Here is a 15,727-nt window from a genome sequence, read left to right as displayed (position 1 = left end):
TTATAGTTAAATATAACTATAAATCAACAAATAATAGTTAATATTTAACTAGTTGTAGTTTCAAGACTTATGGGTTAAATTCTTACCTAAAAAAGGTGGGAAATATGACTCAAAGAGATATGGCTGGGTATATTGATGTTACACCTGTAACACTTAGAAATTGGAGAAAAAATAAGCCTGAATTGTATGAGATTATTATGAAAGGATTTGCATTTGATGATATTGTTGAGTTGAATGTGGAGAGTGCTGAAAAGGCTAAGGAGTTGAAGAAGAAGTTTGAGGGTGGGAAGTAAAAAAAGCTTAGATTTTTAGTCTAAACTTTTTATGTGATTTGAGTGTTTGGTTGTGGCATTTCTATCGTTATTCAATTTAATCTTGAATTGATGTTTTCTATAGCCTCATCAATATGCGTTTTATTTTTTTCTTGATCTTCTTGTGTTTTTAAAAATTCTAGTCAAAATTGATAATCTTTTTCTGTAATAATTCACTTATCATTTATCTTTTCTAAAATTTCTTTTGTAACTGCTCATGTATGAAGAAAAGCTTCAAAATTACACCCAAAATTACACCCCAGGGGTAACATCTCCACTTTTTTGAGTGTAAGAAACAATAAAGATATATCAAAACTTCCCTATAAAATCAATTCTCATATAATTATGGTATAACTTAGGTATGAAATTTGAATATGACAAAACAAAAATATAAATAAGTCTAAACATTGTATTGATTTTGAAGAAGCTCAAAAGTTATGGGAAGACCCGTATTCTTTTGAAATTCCGTCTCCACAAAGTAAAGATGAAGATAGATTTTTAGTTTTAGGACAAATTGACTCAAAAAACTATACTGCTATTATTACATACAGAAATGCAAATGTTAGAATTATTTCTGTTAGACTTTCAAGAGAAAAGGAGAGTAAACTTTATGAAAGCATCAGAGCTAGATAAAATATTCGATGATAATCAAGATGATATATTAGAGCATTTTGATACATCAAAAATTAAGATGATAAATGAAGAACCAAAAAGAGTTAATATTGACTTTCCAGTTTGGATGGTTCAATCTTTAGACAAAGAAGCTAAGCATGTTGGTGTAAGTCGTCAAGCTGTTATAAAAATGTGGTTAGCAGAAAAACTTCAAAGCTTAAACACTACTGCCGCAGCTATATAACAAGTATGAGGAGACCAATAATTTACCCTAGCGGGAAAATTATCGCTCACGACAGTCGTTATGTGATAATTCAATAAATTGACAAAGTGAATAAATTTGAATATAATTAGATATATAAATATTCAAAGGAGTATGCAATGAAAACGGTAACGATGAGAGTTGACGATTCAATCTATGATATGATAAAGCTTGCAGCAGAAGGTCAAAGAAGAAACCTTTCAAATTTCATAGAATTTGCAACACTGCAATATCTAACTTCATCACAATTTGTAGAAAAAGATGAAATGGCAGAAATTTTAGAAGATAAAGAGCTTTTTAAAAACCTAATGAATGGATTAGAAGACTTTAAAAAAGGTGACTATACAATTGTACCCTAAGGGCATGCCATTAAAGTATCAGATTGCTGAAACTAAAACTTTTGAAAAAGCTAAAAAAAAGATAGACAAAAAATTATATTTAAAGATTAAAATTTTTGTTTATCCCCAGCTTAAAGAAAATCCATTTTATGGTTCTAATATAAAAAAATTAAAAGATAATTTAGAAGGTTATTATAGATATAGGGTTGGGAACTATAGACTTTTTTATCTTATTGAAGATAATAAACTTATTATAGCAATTGTTGATTATAAGCATAGACAAGATGCTTAGGACTAAACACATAACAAATTATGAAAAAAATAACAGCTGAAGAGTTTGATAAAAAATTTGAAGATATATCTGAATACTTAGATTTATCAACCTAAGTTTGAATCCACACGGCGAGATACCGTGCTTTTAGAACTTTAGTTTAAAACAGAGTTTATAACTGGAGCGATGACAGACATAACAGATTTCTTTTCTATAGTAGCTTTTAACTCTTCTGTTGTACTAATAGTTTTAATCTCACTAATCTCTTTATTTAAAATATAAACAACAACAATTTTCTCTACATCCATACCTTCTCTGTAAGGTGCGGCGATAGCTTTGTTATCAAGAAGTAAAACTGTATGTTTAAAGTCTTTAAGACCAGGCATGATAAAAAGGCTTCTAATGACAGAAGGTGCAGAACTTATGTCAGCAACAAACTGAGTGTTGTGCTCTGCTAAGTATGTAGGCTCTTGCGTTACAAAGAAGTCGTTACAAATATGTCCAGACTCTTTGCCCAATGCAAAAATAACTCTATATGTATCTTCATTAAGTGTGTGTGCTTTTTCAAACTGGTCATTTAACTTTAGGTCGGCTAAACTTTTACCAACTACAAGTTTTGGTACAACAGGTACATTCGTTTCATCTGAACTACATCCAACAAAGAAAAGAGCAGCTATAACTAGTAATGTTTTTATCATTTTTTATCCTAATTTTTATATACAATATAATACAAGAGTAGTGTTGTTATTTTGATTCTTATAATAGTTAGCTATTAATCTTAATAAAATTTAAAGAACTTAAGTGTAAAATTTCACTATAAAATCACAAGGAAAATAATATGGCATGGGCAACAGCAAGACACATACTAGTAGATAGCGAAGATAAATGTAGTGAAATTAAAACAGAAATAGCAAACGGAACTGAGTTTGGTGCTGCTGCAAAAGCAAATTCAAACTGTCCTTCATCTAATGAGGGTGGAGACTTAGGTAAGTTTGGACCAGGACAAATGGTTCCTGAATTTGATAAGGCTGTTTTTAATGGTGACGTTGGTGTTGTTTATGGACCAATTAAAACACAGTTTGGTTACCACTTACTAGAAGTAACGGGAAGAGGTTAGTCCTCGCTTAGCGAGTTGAGTATTAACTCTTCTAGTTCTTCTAACCTTGCGTTTACAATGCCATCAAACTGAGTTTTATTAAAAGTTTGTTGGCGTTTAGCAAGTTGAGCGGTATGTATAGAGATTAACTCTATCATCTGCTTTTTATCAACCTTTCCATCAAGAAAATCCAAAACTTCTACAATTCCAATGCTTTTCATAGAATGTGGTAAACGCGAGTACTTTCTCTCAAGTATACACACTTCATCTACAAGACCCATTTCAAGCATTTTTTGACTGCGAGAAGCAATCCTTTTTCTTAATACGTCGCGCTCTACGTCAATGTTAAATATAGGAAGGTTCTCAATGATTGGCTTTGGTGGGTTTTGCTTAAACCACTCACTTGGAGTTAGCCCTGAAGCCTCATAAATAAGCAGAGCTTTTTCTATACGGTAAGAGTCGTTTTTGTCTATTTTTTGCATGTATTTTTCATCAAGATTTAAAAGTAATTCATATGATTTATGAAGCTCTTTGAGTCTAACTTGGACTCTGTGTTTTACATCTTCATCCATAGCTGGAAGAGAAGATAAACCCTCAACAAGCGACTTCAAATAAAAAGAAGTACCACCTACTATAACAAGGTTTTTAGAATCTTTTTTACATGTTTTGAGAACTTCTTTATACAGAGATATAAAGATGTCAACACTAAAGTACTCATCAGGGTTTAAAACATTAATACCAAAATGCTTGATGGCGTTTAAGTCTGTTAAAGAAGGCTTTGCCGAGACTACATCTATCTCTTTGTAGATACTTAAAGAGTCTATGGAAAGTATGTAAGCATCTATTTGTTGTGCGATTTTAATAGCTAAATCACTCTTTCCAGATGCTGTAGGTCCAATAATAGCGAGTTTTTTCATGGGAGAATTATATCATTTTTAAGCTCTTTTAGATAGAATGATAGTAATTAACATAAGAGGGTTGAAAACTTGCAAAGAGTCATACAAAAAGCAAAAGATTTTAACGAGTTGGTAATGTTTGAACACTCTATCTTTTCTTTGCCGTTTATCTTTATAGCTATGATCGTTTCCGCAAATGGTTGGTTCGGTTTTTGGCTTCTACTCTTAGGTGTTTTAGCAGCTCTAAGTGCAAGAAACTTTGCGATGGGTGTAAACCGTTATGCTGATCGTGACATAGATTCACAAAATCCTCGAACAGCTAGTCGTCCAAATGTAGATGGAAGACTTGATGCTTCATCTATTTTAGTTTTTATAGGAGTGAATGCTTTTGTATTTGTCGTGGTAGCATACATAATAAATCCCTTAGCGTTTAAGCTCGCAATTCCTATACTTTTTGTTTTAGGTTCTTACTCTTACTTCAAGCGTTTTTCTTCTCTAGCGCATATTATTTTAGGTATATCTCTTGGTTTAGCACCTATCGCTGGTGTTGTAGCTGTAAGTGCAAGTATTCCTCTTTGGTCAGTTCTTCTTAGTCTTGGAGTTATTTTTTGGGTAGCTGGTTTTGATCTTTTATACTCTCTTCAAGATATAGATTTTGACAAAGAGAAGGGACTTCATTCTATTCCATCCATGTATGGTGCACAAGCTACACTTTTTATATCTGCTATTTTTCACTCTCTTGCAGTTCTTTTTTGGATTCTTTTTGTGTGGTCAGCAGGACTTGGTTTCTCTGCTTTAGTGGCTGCATTTGGTAGTGGAGTAGTTTTAGCTTATGAGCAAAAGTTAGTACGTCGTGATTTCACTCAGATAGATCGTGCATTTTTTACTGTTAACGGGTACTTAGGCATAGCCTTTTTAGCTCTTATTATTTTAGACAGGAGTTTGGCATGAGTACACCGCGTTTAGTTCCTGCTCCTATACATCTTTACTTTAGTGAAGAGTCAGTAAATAAAGAAGTTTATAAGAGAGAATATCAGCAGTTAAGTGAGGCAGATGACGATCCTATTAGCCAGTGGTTAAAGCTTGCAAAAGCAAAGGGCGACACAAGAGATACTGACCAAGTATTACTGCAACTAGTAGTAGAACTGCATAGAAAAATAGATACATTAGAGATGTTTTTAAAAGATGAAGTACCACAAAGAATTTCACTTATGCATGAAGGACAAATCGAATCTATAGGATTTGAGCATTTTAATCTAGAAGAAGCACTCTTTGAAGTTGGAAAAGTTTACTATGGTCGTATTGAGATGCCTGTTTATCCTAAACGCGATGTAGGAGTTTTTTTTGAGGCTGTGAGTGAAACATTAGCAAAATTTTTAAAGATACATGATAGAGATGAAAAAGAGTGGAGTGCCTATATGACAGCAAGAGAAAGAGTTTTAATAAGAGAATCAAGAGAGAAAAAATCGTGAACATTGTAAACTTTAACATAGAGTACATTGTTGTTGGAATGGCTGGGGTCATTTTATACCTTCTTTACTATGTATATACAAAGGATGCAGACTACTCCAAAAGTATTCACTCTGTTGCTTCTGTTGTAGAAGATTTAAATCGTGAACTTTTTTATCTTAAAAAGAATCTCAGTGAGACACAGGAAAATCTAGAAAATAATTCACAAAGAATGAATGATGAAAATATTTATGAAGAGGTAGAACGTAGTGTCTACGATATGGTTCAACCGCTCAAGGCGGCAATTACTCAACTCCAAGAGAATATTAGCACCATAGATGTAGAAATAGGAAACCGCATAGCTCTTTTAGAAAGTGGAGTAAAACAAATAAGTATTCCAAACTCTATCCATGGAAATGATGATGAAAAAATTATTTCACTGTTCAAGCAAGGCGTCTCAGTAGAGACTATATCAAAAGAGCTTCATATATCTAAACCTGAAGTTGAGTTTGTCCTCAAAATAAACAAGATAAAGTAGTCTCATGAGTGCAGATAGAAAACTTTTCACCTTAGTGTCGATACTTATCTTTACAGGTGTAATTCTGTCTTACACACTTGCTCCCTATACAACACTTCTTTTTGGAGTAAATGAGTTTCATTTTGCTATAAGACAAGCTGTTTTTGCGCTTTTAGGTATTAGTCTTATATTTATTCTCTCTCAATTAGACCCTGATAAATGGCTTACACCCATCGGATTTTTACTTTTTTTGGGATCTTTATTTCTGATGATAGCAATGCCTTTCTTACCTGAGAGTTTAGTTTCTGCCGTTGGTGGTGCAAAACGCTGGATTAAAGTAGCAGGTTTTTCTCTTGCACCTGTTGAGTTTTTTAAAGTTGGATTTGTTTACTTTTTGGCTTGGAGTTTCTCCCGTAAACTTGGAGATCATGGTGGAATGGGTTTAACAAATGAGTTTAAGCGTTTTATTCCTTATGGAGTTGTATTCATCGGGGCGATGTTTGTTATCGCATTTTTACAAAAAGATTTAGGACAAGTCGTTGTTTTAGGTTTGACACTTCTTTTTATGCTTATCTTTGCTGGAAGTAGTTTTCGGTTTTTTCTTAGTATTTTAGGAGGTATTTTTATCTCTATACTTATCTTTATTTTTACAGCAGAACATAGAATTCTGCGTATAAAATCTTGGTGGTCTTTAGCTCAAAATAGTGTATTGGAGATATTTCCAGCTTCTATAGCTGACCAATTAAGAGTACCTGTTGAAGTTGAACCTTACCAGATAGGGCACTCTTTAAACGCCATACACAATGGTGGTTTTATAGGTGTTGGTTTAGGAAATGGAACTTTTAAACTCGGATTTCTCTCAGAAGTGCATACGGATTTTGTTTTAGCTGGTCTGGCAGAAGAGTTTGGGTTTTTTGGAGTATTCTTTGTAGTAGTTGTTTTTTTATGGATACTCCAAAGAATTTTTAAAGTGGCAAATAGAACTAGGGATAAAAGTGCTTATCTATTTAGTATAGGAATAGGATTAAGTCTAGCATTTTCTTTTTTAGTAAATGCTTATGGCATCAGTGGAATTACACCCATTAAAGGTATAAGTGTTCCTTTTTTATCTTATGGTGGGTCGGCAATGCTAGGAAGTGCTTTTGGAATTGGTATGGTTTTAATGGCTTCTAAAAAAGCAGATATGAGTTGATGGATTTAATATGAAATTATGTATAACAGGTGGTGGCACGGGTGGACATCTTATGATAGCTGAGGCTCTTGTTGAGGCTGCTGTAAAAGATGGGCACGAAGTCATATTTATAGGTTCTACAAAAGGACAAGATAAAAGGTACTTTGGGGAGCATAGTTCTTTTTCTCATGTTTATTTTTTAGAAACTACTGGGGTAGTGAACCAAAAAGGTTTTGCTAAGTTTATAGCACTTTACAAGATTTTTAAAGCGTTTTTAAAAGCACGTTCTCTACTGAAAAATCATCAGATACAGGCTACTTATAGTGTCGGTGGTTTTTCTGCTGCACCTGCTTCTCTTGCTTGCCTGAGTAAATTTCTACCTCTTTTTATTCATGAGCAAAATGCAGTAAATGGTAGACTAAACGCGATGTTAAAGCCATTTGCAAAGAGATTTATTTCTGCATATGATGAAAACTCTCAAATTCAAGGTTATCCTGTAAAAGAGACTTTCTCTGTAAATGCTAGAAAACGCGATGAATTCAAAAGTATTATATTTTTAGGTGGATCTCATGGGGCAAAGGCTATTAATGATTTAGCACTGTCTGTTGCAAAGAAACTAGATGAAATGGGTATTAAAATTATTCACCAAGCGGGTGATTTAGATTATGAGAGAGTTTGCAAAGAGTATGAAAAACTTGGTATTGATGCTGAAGTCTATGCATTTACCAAAGAGCTAGATTCTTTGATTGTAAAAGCTGACTTTGCAGTGAGTCGTGCAGGTGCGAGTACACTGTGGGAACTCACGACAAATGGATGTCCTGCGTTTTATATTCCTTATCCTTATGCAGCAGGTGACCACCAGTTTTATAATGCTAAATTTATAGTAGACAATAGCATGGGTTGGTGCTATAGAGAAGATGAAAATCTTGAGGATAAGTTTTGGGGTGCAGTTAGTGAACCTCTTACTGAAAAAAGTGAGAAACTACTTAGCTACTCAAACAAAGATGTAGCGTATAAAATGATAAAAGATGTCGAGGAAGTTTTAAAATGATACATGATATAGCACAGCTCTTAGTTGATTTAATTTTCGACTGGGGATACTTAGGAATATTTTTACTTATGGCCGTAGAGAGTAGTTTTGTACCTTTTCCTAGTGAGATTGTTATGATACCTGCTGGATATTTAGCTTCACAAGGGGAAATGAACTTATTAGTTATTATACTCTGTGCTCTGAGTGGTTCACTTATTGGAGCTTTCATAAACTACTTTTTAGCGCTTTTTTTAGGACGTAAAATACTCCTTCGTTATGGAAAGTATTTTTTTGTTTCTAATGAAAGTTTGTATAAAATGGATAGGTATTTTTTAAAACACGGGGCAATTTCTACTTTTATAGGAAGGCTTATTCCTGGGATTAGACAGCTAATTTCTATTCCTGCTGGCTTATCACGTATGAATTTAGTTACTTTCTCTACTTATACAACACTTGGTGCAGGTATTTGGTCTTTAGTTTTAGTAATGCTGGGGTACTTTATAGGCGAAAATCAAGAAATGCTAGATGCTTACTTAAAACAAATAACTATTGTTCTCTTAGTATTAATAGTTTTACTTGGCTTTTGGTACACTTACAAAAATAAAAAAATATAGGAATTTTAATGTTAGAATTTATGAATTTACCAGGTTTTTTTGGAACACGGGCTCCTTTGTTTATGGATATAGTAAGTCTCATAGTTGCGGCTTTACCTTTCCTAATGTTGGGAATCATTTTCTTAGCGAGACAAAAGAAGTATAAGCTACATGCACTATTGCAAGGAATCTTGTACATTGTTTCACTAATAGTCTTATCATTTTTTGAAGTTGGTGTTCGCTTTGTTGGTGGATTTAAAAGTTTTATGCAAGGAAGTGGTGTAGGGCATGATTATGCTTTTATTGTTTTGATTGTTCATATATCTATAGCTGTGGTAACGATTATTATTTGGACGACAACACTTCTTATGGCAAAAAAGCAACTTGAAAATGGAAAACATAAACGTGCTGGGTGGATAACATTTACAGGTGTCACTTTGATAATGCTTACAGGAGCATGGGTATATATGCTTCTTTTTGTATACTAAATAAAAAAGGATAAGATTTGATAAAAATAGATGACAAGGCACCAGAGTTTTGTTTACCCAATCAAGATGATGTAGAGATATGTTTAAGAGATATAAAAGGCAAGTGGATAGTTTTATACTTTTACCCTAGAGACAGTACACCAGGTTGCACAACTGAAGCCTGTGAGTTTACAGAAGCTGCTCCAGACTTTAACTCGCTTGATGCTATCATAATTGGTGTAAGTGCAGACACAACTAAAAAGCACCGTAGCTTCATAGAGAAGCAAAACTTAGGTATAACATTACTCAGTGATGAGTCTACTAACATGATGCAAGAGTATGGCGTTTGGCAGATGAAAATGAACTACGGTAAAGAGTATATGGGAATTGTAAGAACGACTTTAATTATCAATCCTGATGGAATAGTAAAAGCTGTGTTTGAAAAGGTTCGTGTGAAAGAGCATGTTGCTAAAGTAAAAGTAGAACTAGAAAGACTTGTAGCTGAATAAATTTAGTTTGTGATTTATGAGTTAAAAGTAAGTGTGGAAGATTAAGTTCTCACATAATGTGAGAACTTATAAGACTTAGAATCTATAACGTAAGTAAAAACGGATGTCTTGTGCTGTGTCAACAGTCGTTGACTCAATGTTACCCATAGGTGTTGGCATTGAGTTAGCTATCTTAACAGGTGTTCCTGTTATATTTCCGAAGAAACCATTACTTCCAGAATACTTATAGTCGATATATGTAGCACGAACTTGGAATGTAAGGATATCTTCTACAAGAGGTTCTGTAAAGTAGATTTCATATGCTTCACCACGAGCAGCTATTTTGGAACCTATATTTGTATCTTCTGCATAAGTAATACTTCTCCAGTACTTAGAACCTTGATTATATTCAATTCCCCATCTACCATCACCCGTCATAACCGAAGGCATTTGAAGTCCAACCCATACAGAATGACCTGTTTTAGCTTCTTCTGAACCGAACATGCCACCTACAACACCGTCTTTTGGATTAGATACACTCATAGCACCACTTACAAAGAAAAAAGTATCATCAAGATAATCACTCCACTCATCACCGATTCCATTTACCGTAAAGTTAGCTGTTACACTGTGCATACCACCAACAGTTTTCATACCTAACATAGTTCTACTGGCATTAACATCTGCATCAATTAAGTTTTCTGCATAATAATACTGAGTAGCAAGTGCATATTGACCATTATCATAAGGAGTAAAGATGAAACCAAATAGATGAATGTTTGGAATATCATCTGGGTTTGTACTATATGGAGCTCTGCTTGGCTCAGGAGAGCCTGTATTTGGGTTGACAGCAAAGAATTTAGGACTTGCATTTGTTCCACCTAGACCTGCACAAAATTTAACATACATTCCATTAATACCTGTAAGTTCTTCTAGTCCAAACTTAGCACTTGCACCATCAAACTCAACATTGATAGTGTGAGCCATAGGTGAAGCTTTGCCATCGTCATCTCTTAAATTAATTAAGTGACCATTGGTAGATGGACGACGACCAATACTAAATGTCCATGGTGTGTCAATGCCTGCAAAAGTATCATTTTTATATAAGAAATAAGCAGTACGAACTCTAACTACATCATCATATGCATTTTCATTCGTTATCCAGTCAAATGTTTCCATTCCAGCCATATTTGAATTCCAACCACTTCTAGCACCAAATGCTTTATTGTATGCTAATTGACCAGAGAAACTTAGGTTGTCCGTAGCTTTCCAGTTCATATTAATCCATAGTCTGTTTGTCATAAAGGCATCATTGCCTTGTGTCGAACCATCCGCCATTGTGTATTGCATATTGTCTAGTGCAAATCTATAATCAACACCCAATTTTAACTTGTTACCATTAGTACGAATGTTAAGTTCATTAATAGTTTCTTCAGCTTCTTCCAAACGTTCTTCAATAGTCATGTCATCGCCAAATAAAGACTCTTCATCATCAGACTCTTCTTCATCTGCATCTTCATCATCAGACTCTTCTTCATCTGCATCTTCATCATCAGACTCTTCTTCATCTGCATCTTCATCATCAGACTCAGAACTTTCTTCATCTGCGTCTTCATCATCAGACTCTTCATCATCAGCTTCAGATGTTTTAAGAGTAACTATTTCTTCTTGCATTTTCTTCATTTCCAGTTCCATGCCTTGAATGCGATCAAACATAGATAGTGCACTTAAGTTAGTACTTAACATTGTTATCAATGCTAAGAGTAGTATTATGTATTTATTCATTTTTATCCCTTTTTGAATATAATATGCCAACACTATACATTATCTATTATAAAAGGACTTTTAAACGAGGGTAATTTTATAATAAATAGTTATAAAGTCACTCTTTATATATTTATGAAGGAATCTTTAAATGAGGGTAATTGATAATAAATAGTTATTTGGTTACATTTTATGATAATTTAAATAAAATTTTAGTATAATTCGCGGATTTTTCTTCTTTAAATGTAGAAGAGAACATTAAACAGGTATGTGTCAAAAGTTAGTGCAACTCTCTTTTTAGTGAGTCAATGTCCCACATTACCGAAGTCAACTAACAAAACTCTTTGCACGAATGTGCAATTTAAGGATTACCTATGGTAACTATGAAAGACCTTTTAGAATGTGGTGTACACTTTGGACACCAAACTCGTCGTTGGAATCCGAAAATGAAAAAATACATTTTTGGTGTTCGTAAAAATATCTATATAATTGATTTACAGAAGACTTTACGTTATTTCCGTAATACTTATACAATTGTTATGGACGCTGCTGCTGAAGGACAAACTGTTCTTTTTGTTGGTACTAAAAAACAAGCTCGTAACTCTGTAAGACAAGCTGCAATCGATTGTGGTATGCCTTATGTAGATAACAGATGGTTAGGTGGTATGCTTACAAACTTCCCAACTATTCAAAAGTCTATCCGTAAACTTGATGTTATTTCTGAAATGCAAGAAAATGGTCAAATTGATCTTCTTACTAAGAAAGAAGCATTAATGCTTGCTCGTCAAAAAGTTAAACTAGAAGCATATTTCGGTGGTATCCGTAACATGAAAAAACTTCCAGATATGCTTTTTGTTGTAGATGCTGTTAAAGAGCACATTGCTGTTTTAGAAGCAAGATGTCTTAAAATCCCAGTTGTTGCTCCACTAGATACTAACTGTGATCCAGATTTAATTGACTATCCAATTCCTGGTAATGATGATGCAATCCGTTCGATTCAACTTTTTTGTCGTGAAATGACTGCTGCAATCAACGAAGGTAAAGCTCTTAGAGATGCACCTGCTGAAGAAGAGCAAGTTGAAGAAGAAGTAGCAACTGAGGCTCCTGTAGCTGAAGCGGCAATAACAGAGGAAGCATAATAATGGCAGCTATTACAGCGGCAATGGTAAAAGAGCTTCGCTCTGCTACTGATGCACCTATGATGGATTGTAAAAAAGTTCTTGTTGAAGCTGATGGAGACATGGACAGAGCAACTGAACTTTTAAAAGAACGTGGTATTGCTAAAGCAGCTAAAAAAGCTGATAGAGTTGCTGCTGAAGGTCTTGCTGGAATTGTTATTGCACGAGATTTCTCTAAGGCTACAGTTATAGAGATTAACTCTGAAACTGACTTTGTTGCACAAAATGAAGGTTTCCAAAACCTTGTAAAAGATTCTGCAAAAGAAGTTTATGATAACAATCCTGCTGATGTAGCTGCATTTAATGCATCTGCATTTGGTGCAACTTTTCAAGCTGCTGTTATTAAAATCGGTGAGAAAATTGAAGTTCGTCGTTTTAACACACTTACTGCTGATGCTACTACGGCTTTAAATGGTTACATTCACTCAAACACTCGTATAGCAGTTATTCTTACTGCTAAATGTGACAGTGAAAAAACTGCTGAGGGTATGAGAGCTGTTCTTAAACAAGTAGCTATGCATACATCTGCAATGAAACCAACGACACTTTCTTACAAAGATTTTGATGCTGCTTACGTTGCATCTGAAACTATTGGTAGAATTGAAGTTATTAAAAAAGAGAACGAAGAATTAGCTCGTCTTAAGAAGCCTCTTAAAAATGTGCCAACATACATTTCTATGAGTCAATTAACTGATGAAGTTTTAGCACAAGCTGAAGCTGATATCAAAGCTGATTTAGCGGCTCAAGGTAAACCAGAAAAAATCTGGGACAAAATTGTTCCTGGTTCTTTAGCTCGTTTTATCTCTGATAACACGACTTTAGATAAAGAGCAAGCTCTTCTTGACCAAAACTATGTTTTAGACGAGAAGTTAACAGTAGCACAAGCTATTGACAAAGCGGCTAAAGCTCTAGGTGGAACTGCTGAGATTACTGAATTTGTTCGCCTTGAAGTAGGTGAAGGAATTGAAAAAGCTGAAGATGATTTTGCTGCGGAAGTTGCTGCACAAATGAGTTAATCCTTAGGATTAACATTCTCTCTTTTTATTAAAAGGCTAGGACTTAGGTCTTAGCCTTTTTTTTTGCCAATTTTTTAGTAAGACTTGCTATAATCCTCTTTATGAATTTACTATCTGCACAAAATATATCACATACATTTGAATATGAACTTTTTTCTGATGTCTCATTAGATCTAAATGAACAAGAGTCTATAGCTATTATAGGGATGAGCGGTAGTGGAAAGTCCACACTCCTTCACATACTTTCAACACTTCTAACACAAGAACATGGAACAGTTTCACTCTTTAACGAAGATATCAAAAGTATGAATAACAAGAGACTTTCTCAGATTAAACGCCATGATCTAGGGCTTATTTTCCAATCACATTATCTTTTTAATGGTTTTAGTGCTTATGAAAACTTAGAAGTAGCAGAAATACTTTCTGGGATAACTATAGAGAAAGAACTTTTAAATAGACTGCAAATTACAGATGTAATAAAGCAAAAAGTTACAGAACTTTCCGGTGGACAGCAGCAACGTGTTTCTATAGCAAGAGTGCTTACTAAAAAACCTCGAATTATATTTGCTGATGAACCAACAGGAAATTTAGATAAAAAGACAGCCGATGAAGTCATGAAACTTTTTTTCCAATACTGCGAAGATAACAATGCGGGAATGATACTTGTAACACACGATGATGAACTCGCACACAAATGTGACAAAGTTTTTAAACTAGAAAATAAAAAACTTCAACAGATAAAATAATAAAGGTAGTTTAGGTGGAATGGGCACAGGTTTTTAACGAAACTTTTATTGTAGGTTTTATACTTCTCTTTTTTCGTTTTGCTGCTCTTTTTATGGCTGTTCCTATTTTTTCACATAAAAATATCCCAATGAATATTAAAGCTTCAATGGCATTCTTTTTTACTATTGTCTTCTACTCATCAATGCCAAATACTCAAATATCTATAGATGTACCAACAATATTTTTAGCTATTTTAAGTGAGTTGATGTTAGGTCTTGTTATTGGTATAGTACTTCTAATCTCTTATAATGTTATCACTTATGCTGGAGGTCTTATATCTTTTATGATGGGGTTTTCAATGGCAAGTGCTATAGATCCACAGACTGGTGTTTCAATGCCAATCATCTCTCAGTTTTTATCGTTAATGGGTTTAATGGTACTGCTTTCTTTAGACCTACACCATTGGATGTTACTTTTTGTAGACAACTCTTTAAAAACTGTACCTCTAGGTGGCTTTTTACTAACAGAAGATATTTTCAACTATGTTATTAAGGCAACTTCGAACATGTTTATAGTTGGATTTATGATAGCTTTCCCAATAATAGCTCTCTCCTGGCTCGCTGATGTTATATTTGGAATGCTGATGAAAACAATGCCTCAATTTAATTTACTTGTTATTGGGTTTCCTATTAAAATCATGGTTGCTTTTGTTGTTTTAATTGCTACTTTTACATCAACTATGCTTATTCTCAAAAACGAGATGCTCGAAGCATTTAATGTATTAGAGATGTTTTTTTAATTTTATTTAGATACAATAATAAACATATAGTTTTTAAAAGAAACTACTTAAGTTCAAGGAATCTACGTGAAAATATTACTTTTAAATGATAATCCAGTTGTTAATAAACTCGTTACACTAAGTGCACAAAAGACATCAGATAACTTAGAAGTTGTAAGTTCTATTGATAGTGTTGCATCATCTGTATACGACCTAATAGTTATTGATGATACACTCTATACTGATGATTTACTTGATGAAATTAAAACTAAAATCACATTTACTAAATCTTTATACATATGTGCAAGAGGTGCTGAGAAAGTAGATGCTTTTACAAACATACTAAGTAAACCTTTTTTACCCACAGAATTAGTGGAAATTTTTGCAACTCTTGGAAAAGAATCTCAAAAGATAACTCTGGATACTGTAGAAGAAAGTACACCTGAAGCTGAACTTGAAGAATTTGAGGAGCTAGATGAACTAGATGACCTTGAAGAGCTAGCTGATATAGATGAGGATCTTAGTGACAGTATTTTAGATGATGAAGAGGCACAAAAAGTAAAGGATCTGTTAAATGAAACAGATGAGGAAGAGGAACTAGACTTAGACGATTTAGATTTAGGAGAAGATGACCTTGAGCTAGACGAAGAGTTATCACTAGACCTCGAAGAAGAACCTAAAGAAGCTCCGGCCCAAGAGGAAGAGGAACTAGATATAGAAGCTCAAATAGAGAATGCTGTTGATGAGTTGAGTGAAGAAGAATT

General features: G+C 33.9%; 21 protein-coding genes and 1 pseudogene. 19 read left to right on the top strand and 3 right to left on the bottom strand.

Annotation, left to right across the window (positions count from 1 at the left end):
* Positions 1 to 104: 104 nt before the first annotated feature.
* The 5 genes from HOG88_RS01885 (at position 105) to HOG88_RS01865 (ending at position 1,815) form a co-directional block, all read left to right on the top strand.
* Positions 105 to 293 (top strand): hypothetical protein, encoded by a 189-nt coding sequence (locus HOG88_RS01885; protein WP_295002548.1) that lies wholly within the window; start codon positions 105 to 107, stop codon positions 291 to 293.
* A gap of 408 nt (positions 294 to 701) precedes the next feature.
* On the top strand, positions 702 to 944 hold the full coding sequence (locus HOG88_RS01880; RefSeq protein ID WP_367234376.1) for a BrnT family toxin: 243 nt from the start codon (positions 702 to 704) through the stop codon (positions 942 to 944).
* Positions 922 to 1,167, top strand: a complete 246-nt coding sequence (locus HOG88_RS01875) for a CopG family transcriptional regulator (protein ID WP_295002546.1) — start codon at positions 922 to 924, stop codon at positions 1,165 to 1,167. Before HOG88_RS01880 ends, HOG88_RS01875 begins: the two co-directional genes overlap by 23 nt.
* 137 nt (positions 1,168 to 1,304) lie before the next feature.
* Positions 1,305 to 1,544 carry a CopG family transcriptional regulator gene (locus HOG88_RS01870; protein ID WP_295002544.1) on the top strand — a complete coding sequence of 80 codons (240 nt, stop codon included), beginning with the start codon at positions 1,305 to 1,307 and terminating at the stop codon, positions 1,542 to 1,544.
* 4 nt (positions 1,545 to 1,548) lie between these two features.
* Positions 1,549 to 1,815 (top strand): type II toxin-antitoxin system RelE/ParE family toxin, encoded by a 267-nt coding sequence (locus tag HOG88_RS01865; protein WP_295002542.1) that lies wholly within the window; start codon positions 1,549 to 1,551, stop codon positions 1,813 to 1,815.
* A gap of 134 nt (positions 1,816 to 1,949) precedes the next feature.
* On the opposite strand, the gene HOG88_RS01860 is transcribed toward HOG88_RS01865, so the two are convergent.
* Positions 1,950 to 2,492 carry a hypothetical protein gene (locus tag HOG88_RS01860; protein WP_295002540.1) on the bottom strand — a complete coding sequence of 181 codons (543 nt, stop codon included), beginning with the start codon at positions 2,490 to 2,492 and terminating at the stop codon, positions 1,950 to 1,952.
* Positions 2,493 to 2,632: 140 nt separating this feature from the next.
* On the opposite strand from HOG88_RS01860, the gene HOG88_RS01855 reads away from it, so the two are divergent.
* On the top strand, positions 2,633 to 2,911 hold the full coding sequence (locus HOG88_RS01855) for a peptidylprolyl isomerase (protein WP_295002538.1): 279 nt from the start codon (positions 2,633 to 2,635) through the stop codon (positions 2,909 to 2,911).
* Here the strand turns inward: HOG88_RS01855 and miaA are convergent.
* Entirely contained in the window at positions 2,908 to 3,807 is a 900-nt protein-coding gene (gene miaA / locus HOG88_RS01850; protein WP_295002536.1) for a tRNA (adenosine(37)-N6)-dimethylallyltransferase MiaA, read from the bottom strand. The two genes, HOG88_RS01855 and miaA, sit on opposite strands and share 4 nt — an antisense overlap.
* Before the next feature lie 69 nt (positions 3,808 to 3,876).
* Here miaA and mqnP point away from each other — a divergent pair, with 69 nt between their 5' ends.
* Genes mqnP through bcp form a run of 8 tightly spaced genes read left to right on the top strand, consistent with a single transcriptional unit; the run spans position 3,877 to position 9,522 of the window.
* On the top strand, positions 3,877 to 4,737 hold the full coding sequence (gene mqnP, locus HOG88_RS01845; RefSeq protein ID WP_295002534.1) for a menaquinone biosynthesis prenyltransferase MqnP: 861 nt from the start codon (positions 3,877 to 3,879) through the stop codon (positions 4,735 to 4,737).
* Positions 4,734 to 5,258, top strand: a complete 525-nt coding sequence (locus HOG88_RS01840) for a hypothetical protein (RefSeq protein WP_295002532.1) — start codon at positions 4,734 to 4,736, stop codon at positions 5,256 to 5,258. Before mqnP ends, HOG88_RS01840 begins: the two co-directional genes overlap by 4 nt.
* Positions 5,255 to 5,773 (top strand): hypothetical protein, encoded by a 519-nt coding sequence (locus HOG88_RS01835; RefSeq protein ID WP_295002530.1) that lies wholly within the window; start codon positions 5,255 to 5,257, stop codon positions 5,771 to 5,773. Before HOG88_RS01840 ends, HOG88_RS01835 begins: the two co-directional genes overlap by 4 nt.
* A 4-nt stretch (positions 5,774 to 5,777) precedes the next feature.
* Positions 5,778 to 6,944, top strand: coding sequence for an FtsW/RodA/SpoVE family cell cycle protein (locus HOG88_RS01830; protein ID WP_295002528.1), 1,167 nt, complete (start codon positions 5,778 to 5,780; stop codon positions 6,942 to 6,944).
* 10 nt (positions 6,945 to 6,954) lie between these two features.
* Positions 6,955 to 7,974, top strand: coding sequence for a UDP-N-acetylglucosamine--N-acetylmuramyl-(pentapeptide) pyrophosphoryl-undecaprenol N-acetylglucosamine transferase (locus tag HOG88_RS01825; RefSeq protein ID WP_295002526.1), 1,020 nt, complete (start codon positions 6,955 to 6,957; stop codon positions 7,972 to 7,974).
* A complete protein-coding gene (locus tag HOG88_RS01820) occupies positions 7,971 to 8,567 on the top strand; it encodes a DedA family protein (protein ID WP_295002524.1) in 597 nt (198 codons plus the stop codon). The genes HOG88_RS01825 and HOG88_RS01820 overlap by 4 nt, the downstream gene beginning before the upstream one ends.
* Before the next feature lie 8 nt (positions 8,568 to 8,575).
* Positions 8,576 to 9,034: a DUF420 domain-containing protein gene (locus HOG88_RS01815; RefSeq protein WP_295002522.1), complete on the top strand. Its 459-nt coding sequence runs from the start codon at positions 8,576 to 8,578 to the stop codon at positions 9,032 to 9,034.
* 17 nt (positions 9,035 to 9,051) lie between these two features.
* Positions 9,052 to 9,522 (top strand): thioredoxin-dependent thiol peroxidase, encoded by a 471-nt coding sequence (gene bcp / locus HOG88_RS01810; RefSeq protein WP_295002521.1) that lies wholly within the window; start codon positions 9,052 to 9,054, stop codon positions 9,520 to 9,522.
* A 75-nt stretch (positions 9,523 to 9,597) separates the two neighbouring features.
* Here the strand turns inward: bcp and HOG88_RS01805 are convergent, their stop codons facing one another.
* A complete protein-coding gene (locus HOG88_RS01805) occupies positions 9,598 to 11,286 on the bottom strand; it encodes a DUF3373 family protein (RefSeq protein ID WP_295002519.1) in 1,689 nt (562 codons plus the stop codon).
* 353 nt (positions 11,287 to 11,639) lie between these two features.
* Between HOG88_RS01805 and rpsB the strand changes: the two genes are divergently transcribed.
* The 5 genes and pseudogenes from rpsB to HOG88_RS01780 all read left to right on the top strand — a co-directional run.
* The gene (gene rpsB, locus HOG88_RS01800) at positions 11,640 to 12,404 is read left to right on the top strand and encodes a 30S ribosomal protein S2 (RefSeq protein ID WP_295002518.1); all 765 of its coding nucleotides are present in this window, start codon (positions 11,640 to 11,642) and stop codon (positions 12,402 to 12,404) included.
* Positions 12,405 to 12,406: 2 nt separating this feature from the next.
* Positions 12,407 to 13,459, top strand: coding sequence for a translation elongation factor Ts (gene tsf / locus HOG88_RS01795; RefSeq protein WP_295002517.1), 1,053 nt, complete (start codon positions 12,407 to 12,409; stop codon positions 13,457 to 13,459).
* Positions 13,460 to 13,560: 101 nt separating this feature from the next.
* Positions 13,561 to 14,205, top strand: a complete 645-nt coding sequence (locus HOG88_RS01790; RefSeq protein ID WP_295002515.1) for an ABC transporter ATP-binding protein — start codon at positions 13,561 to 13,563, stop codon at positions 14,203 to 14,205.
* A gap of 14 nt (positions 14,206 to 14,219) precedes the next feature.
* Complete coding sequence (gene fliR, locus HOG88_RS01785; RefSeq protein WP_295002512.1) at positions 14,220 to 14,984, top strand: flagellar biosynthetic protein FliR; 765 nt, start codon at positions 14,220 to 14,222, stop codon at positions 14,982 to 14,984.
* 66 nt (positions 14,985 to 15,050) lie between these two features.
* Positions 15,051 to 15,727, top strand: a pseudogene (locus tag HOG88_RS01780) (DNA topoisomerase IV); the annotation flags it as partial.

The sequence above is a fragment of the Sulfurimonas sp. genome (genome assembly GCF_018698455.1).
In the GTDB taxonomy this organism is placed as follows: domain Bacteria; phylum Campylobacterota; class Campylobacteria; order Campylobacterales; family Sulfurimonadaceae; genus Sulfurimonas.
Note: the sequence above shows the minus strand (reverse complement) of the source record. Positions and strands in the feature narration are given on the sequence as shown.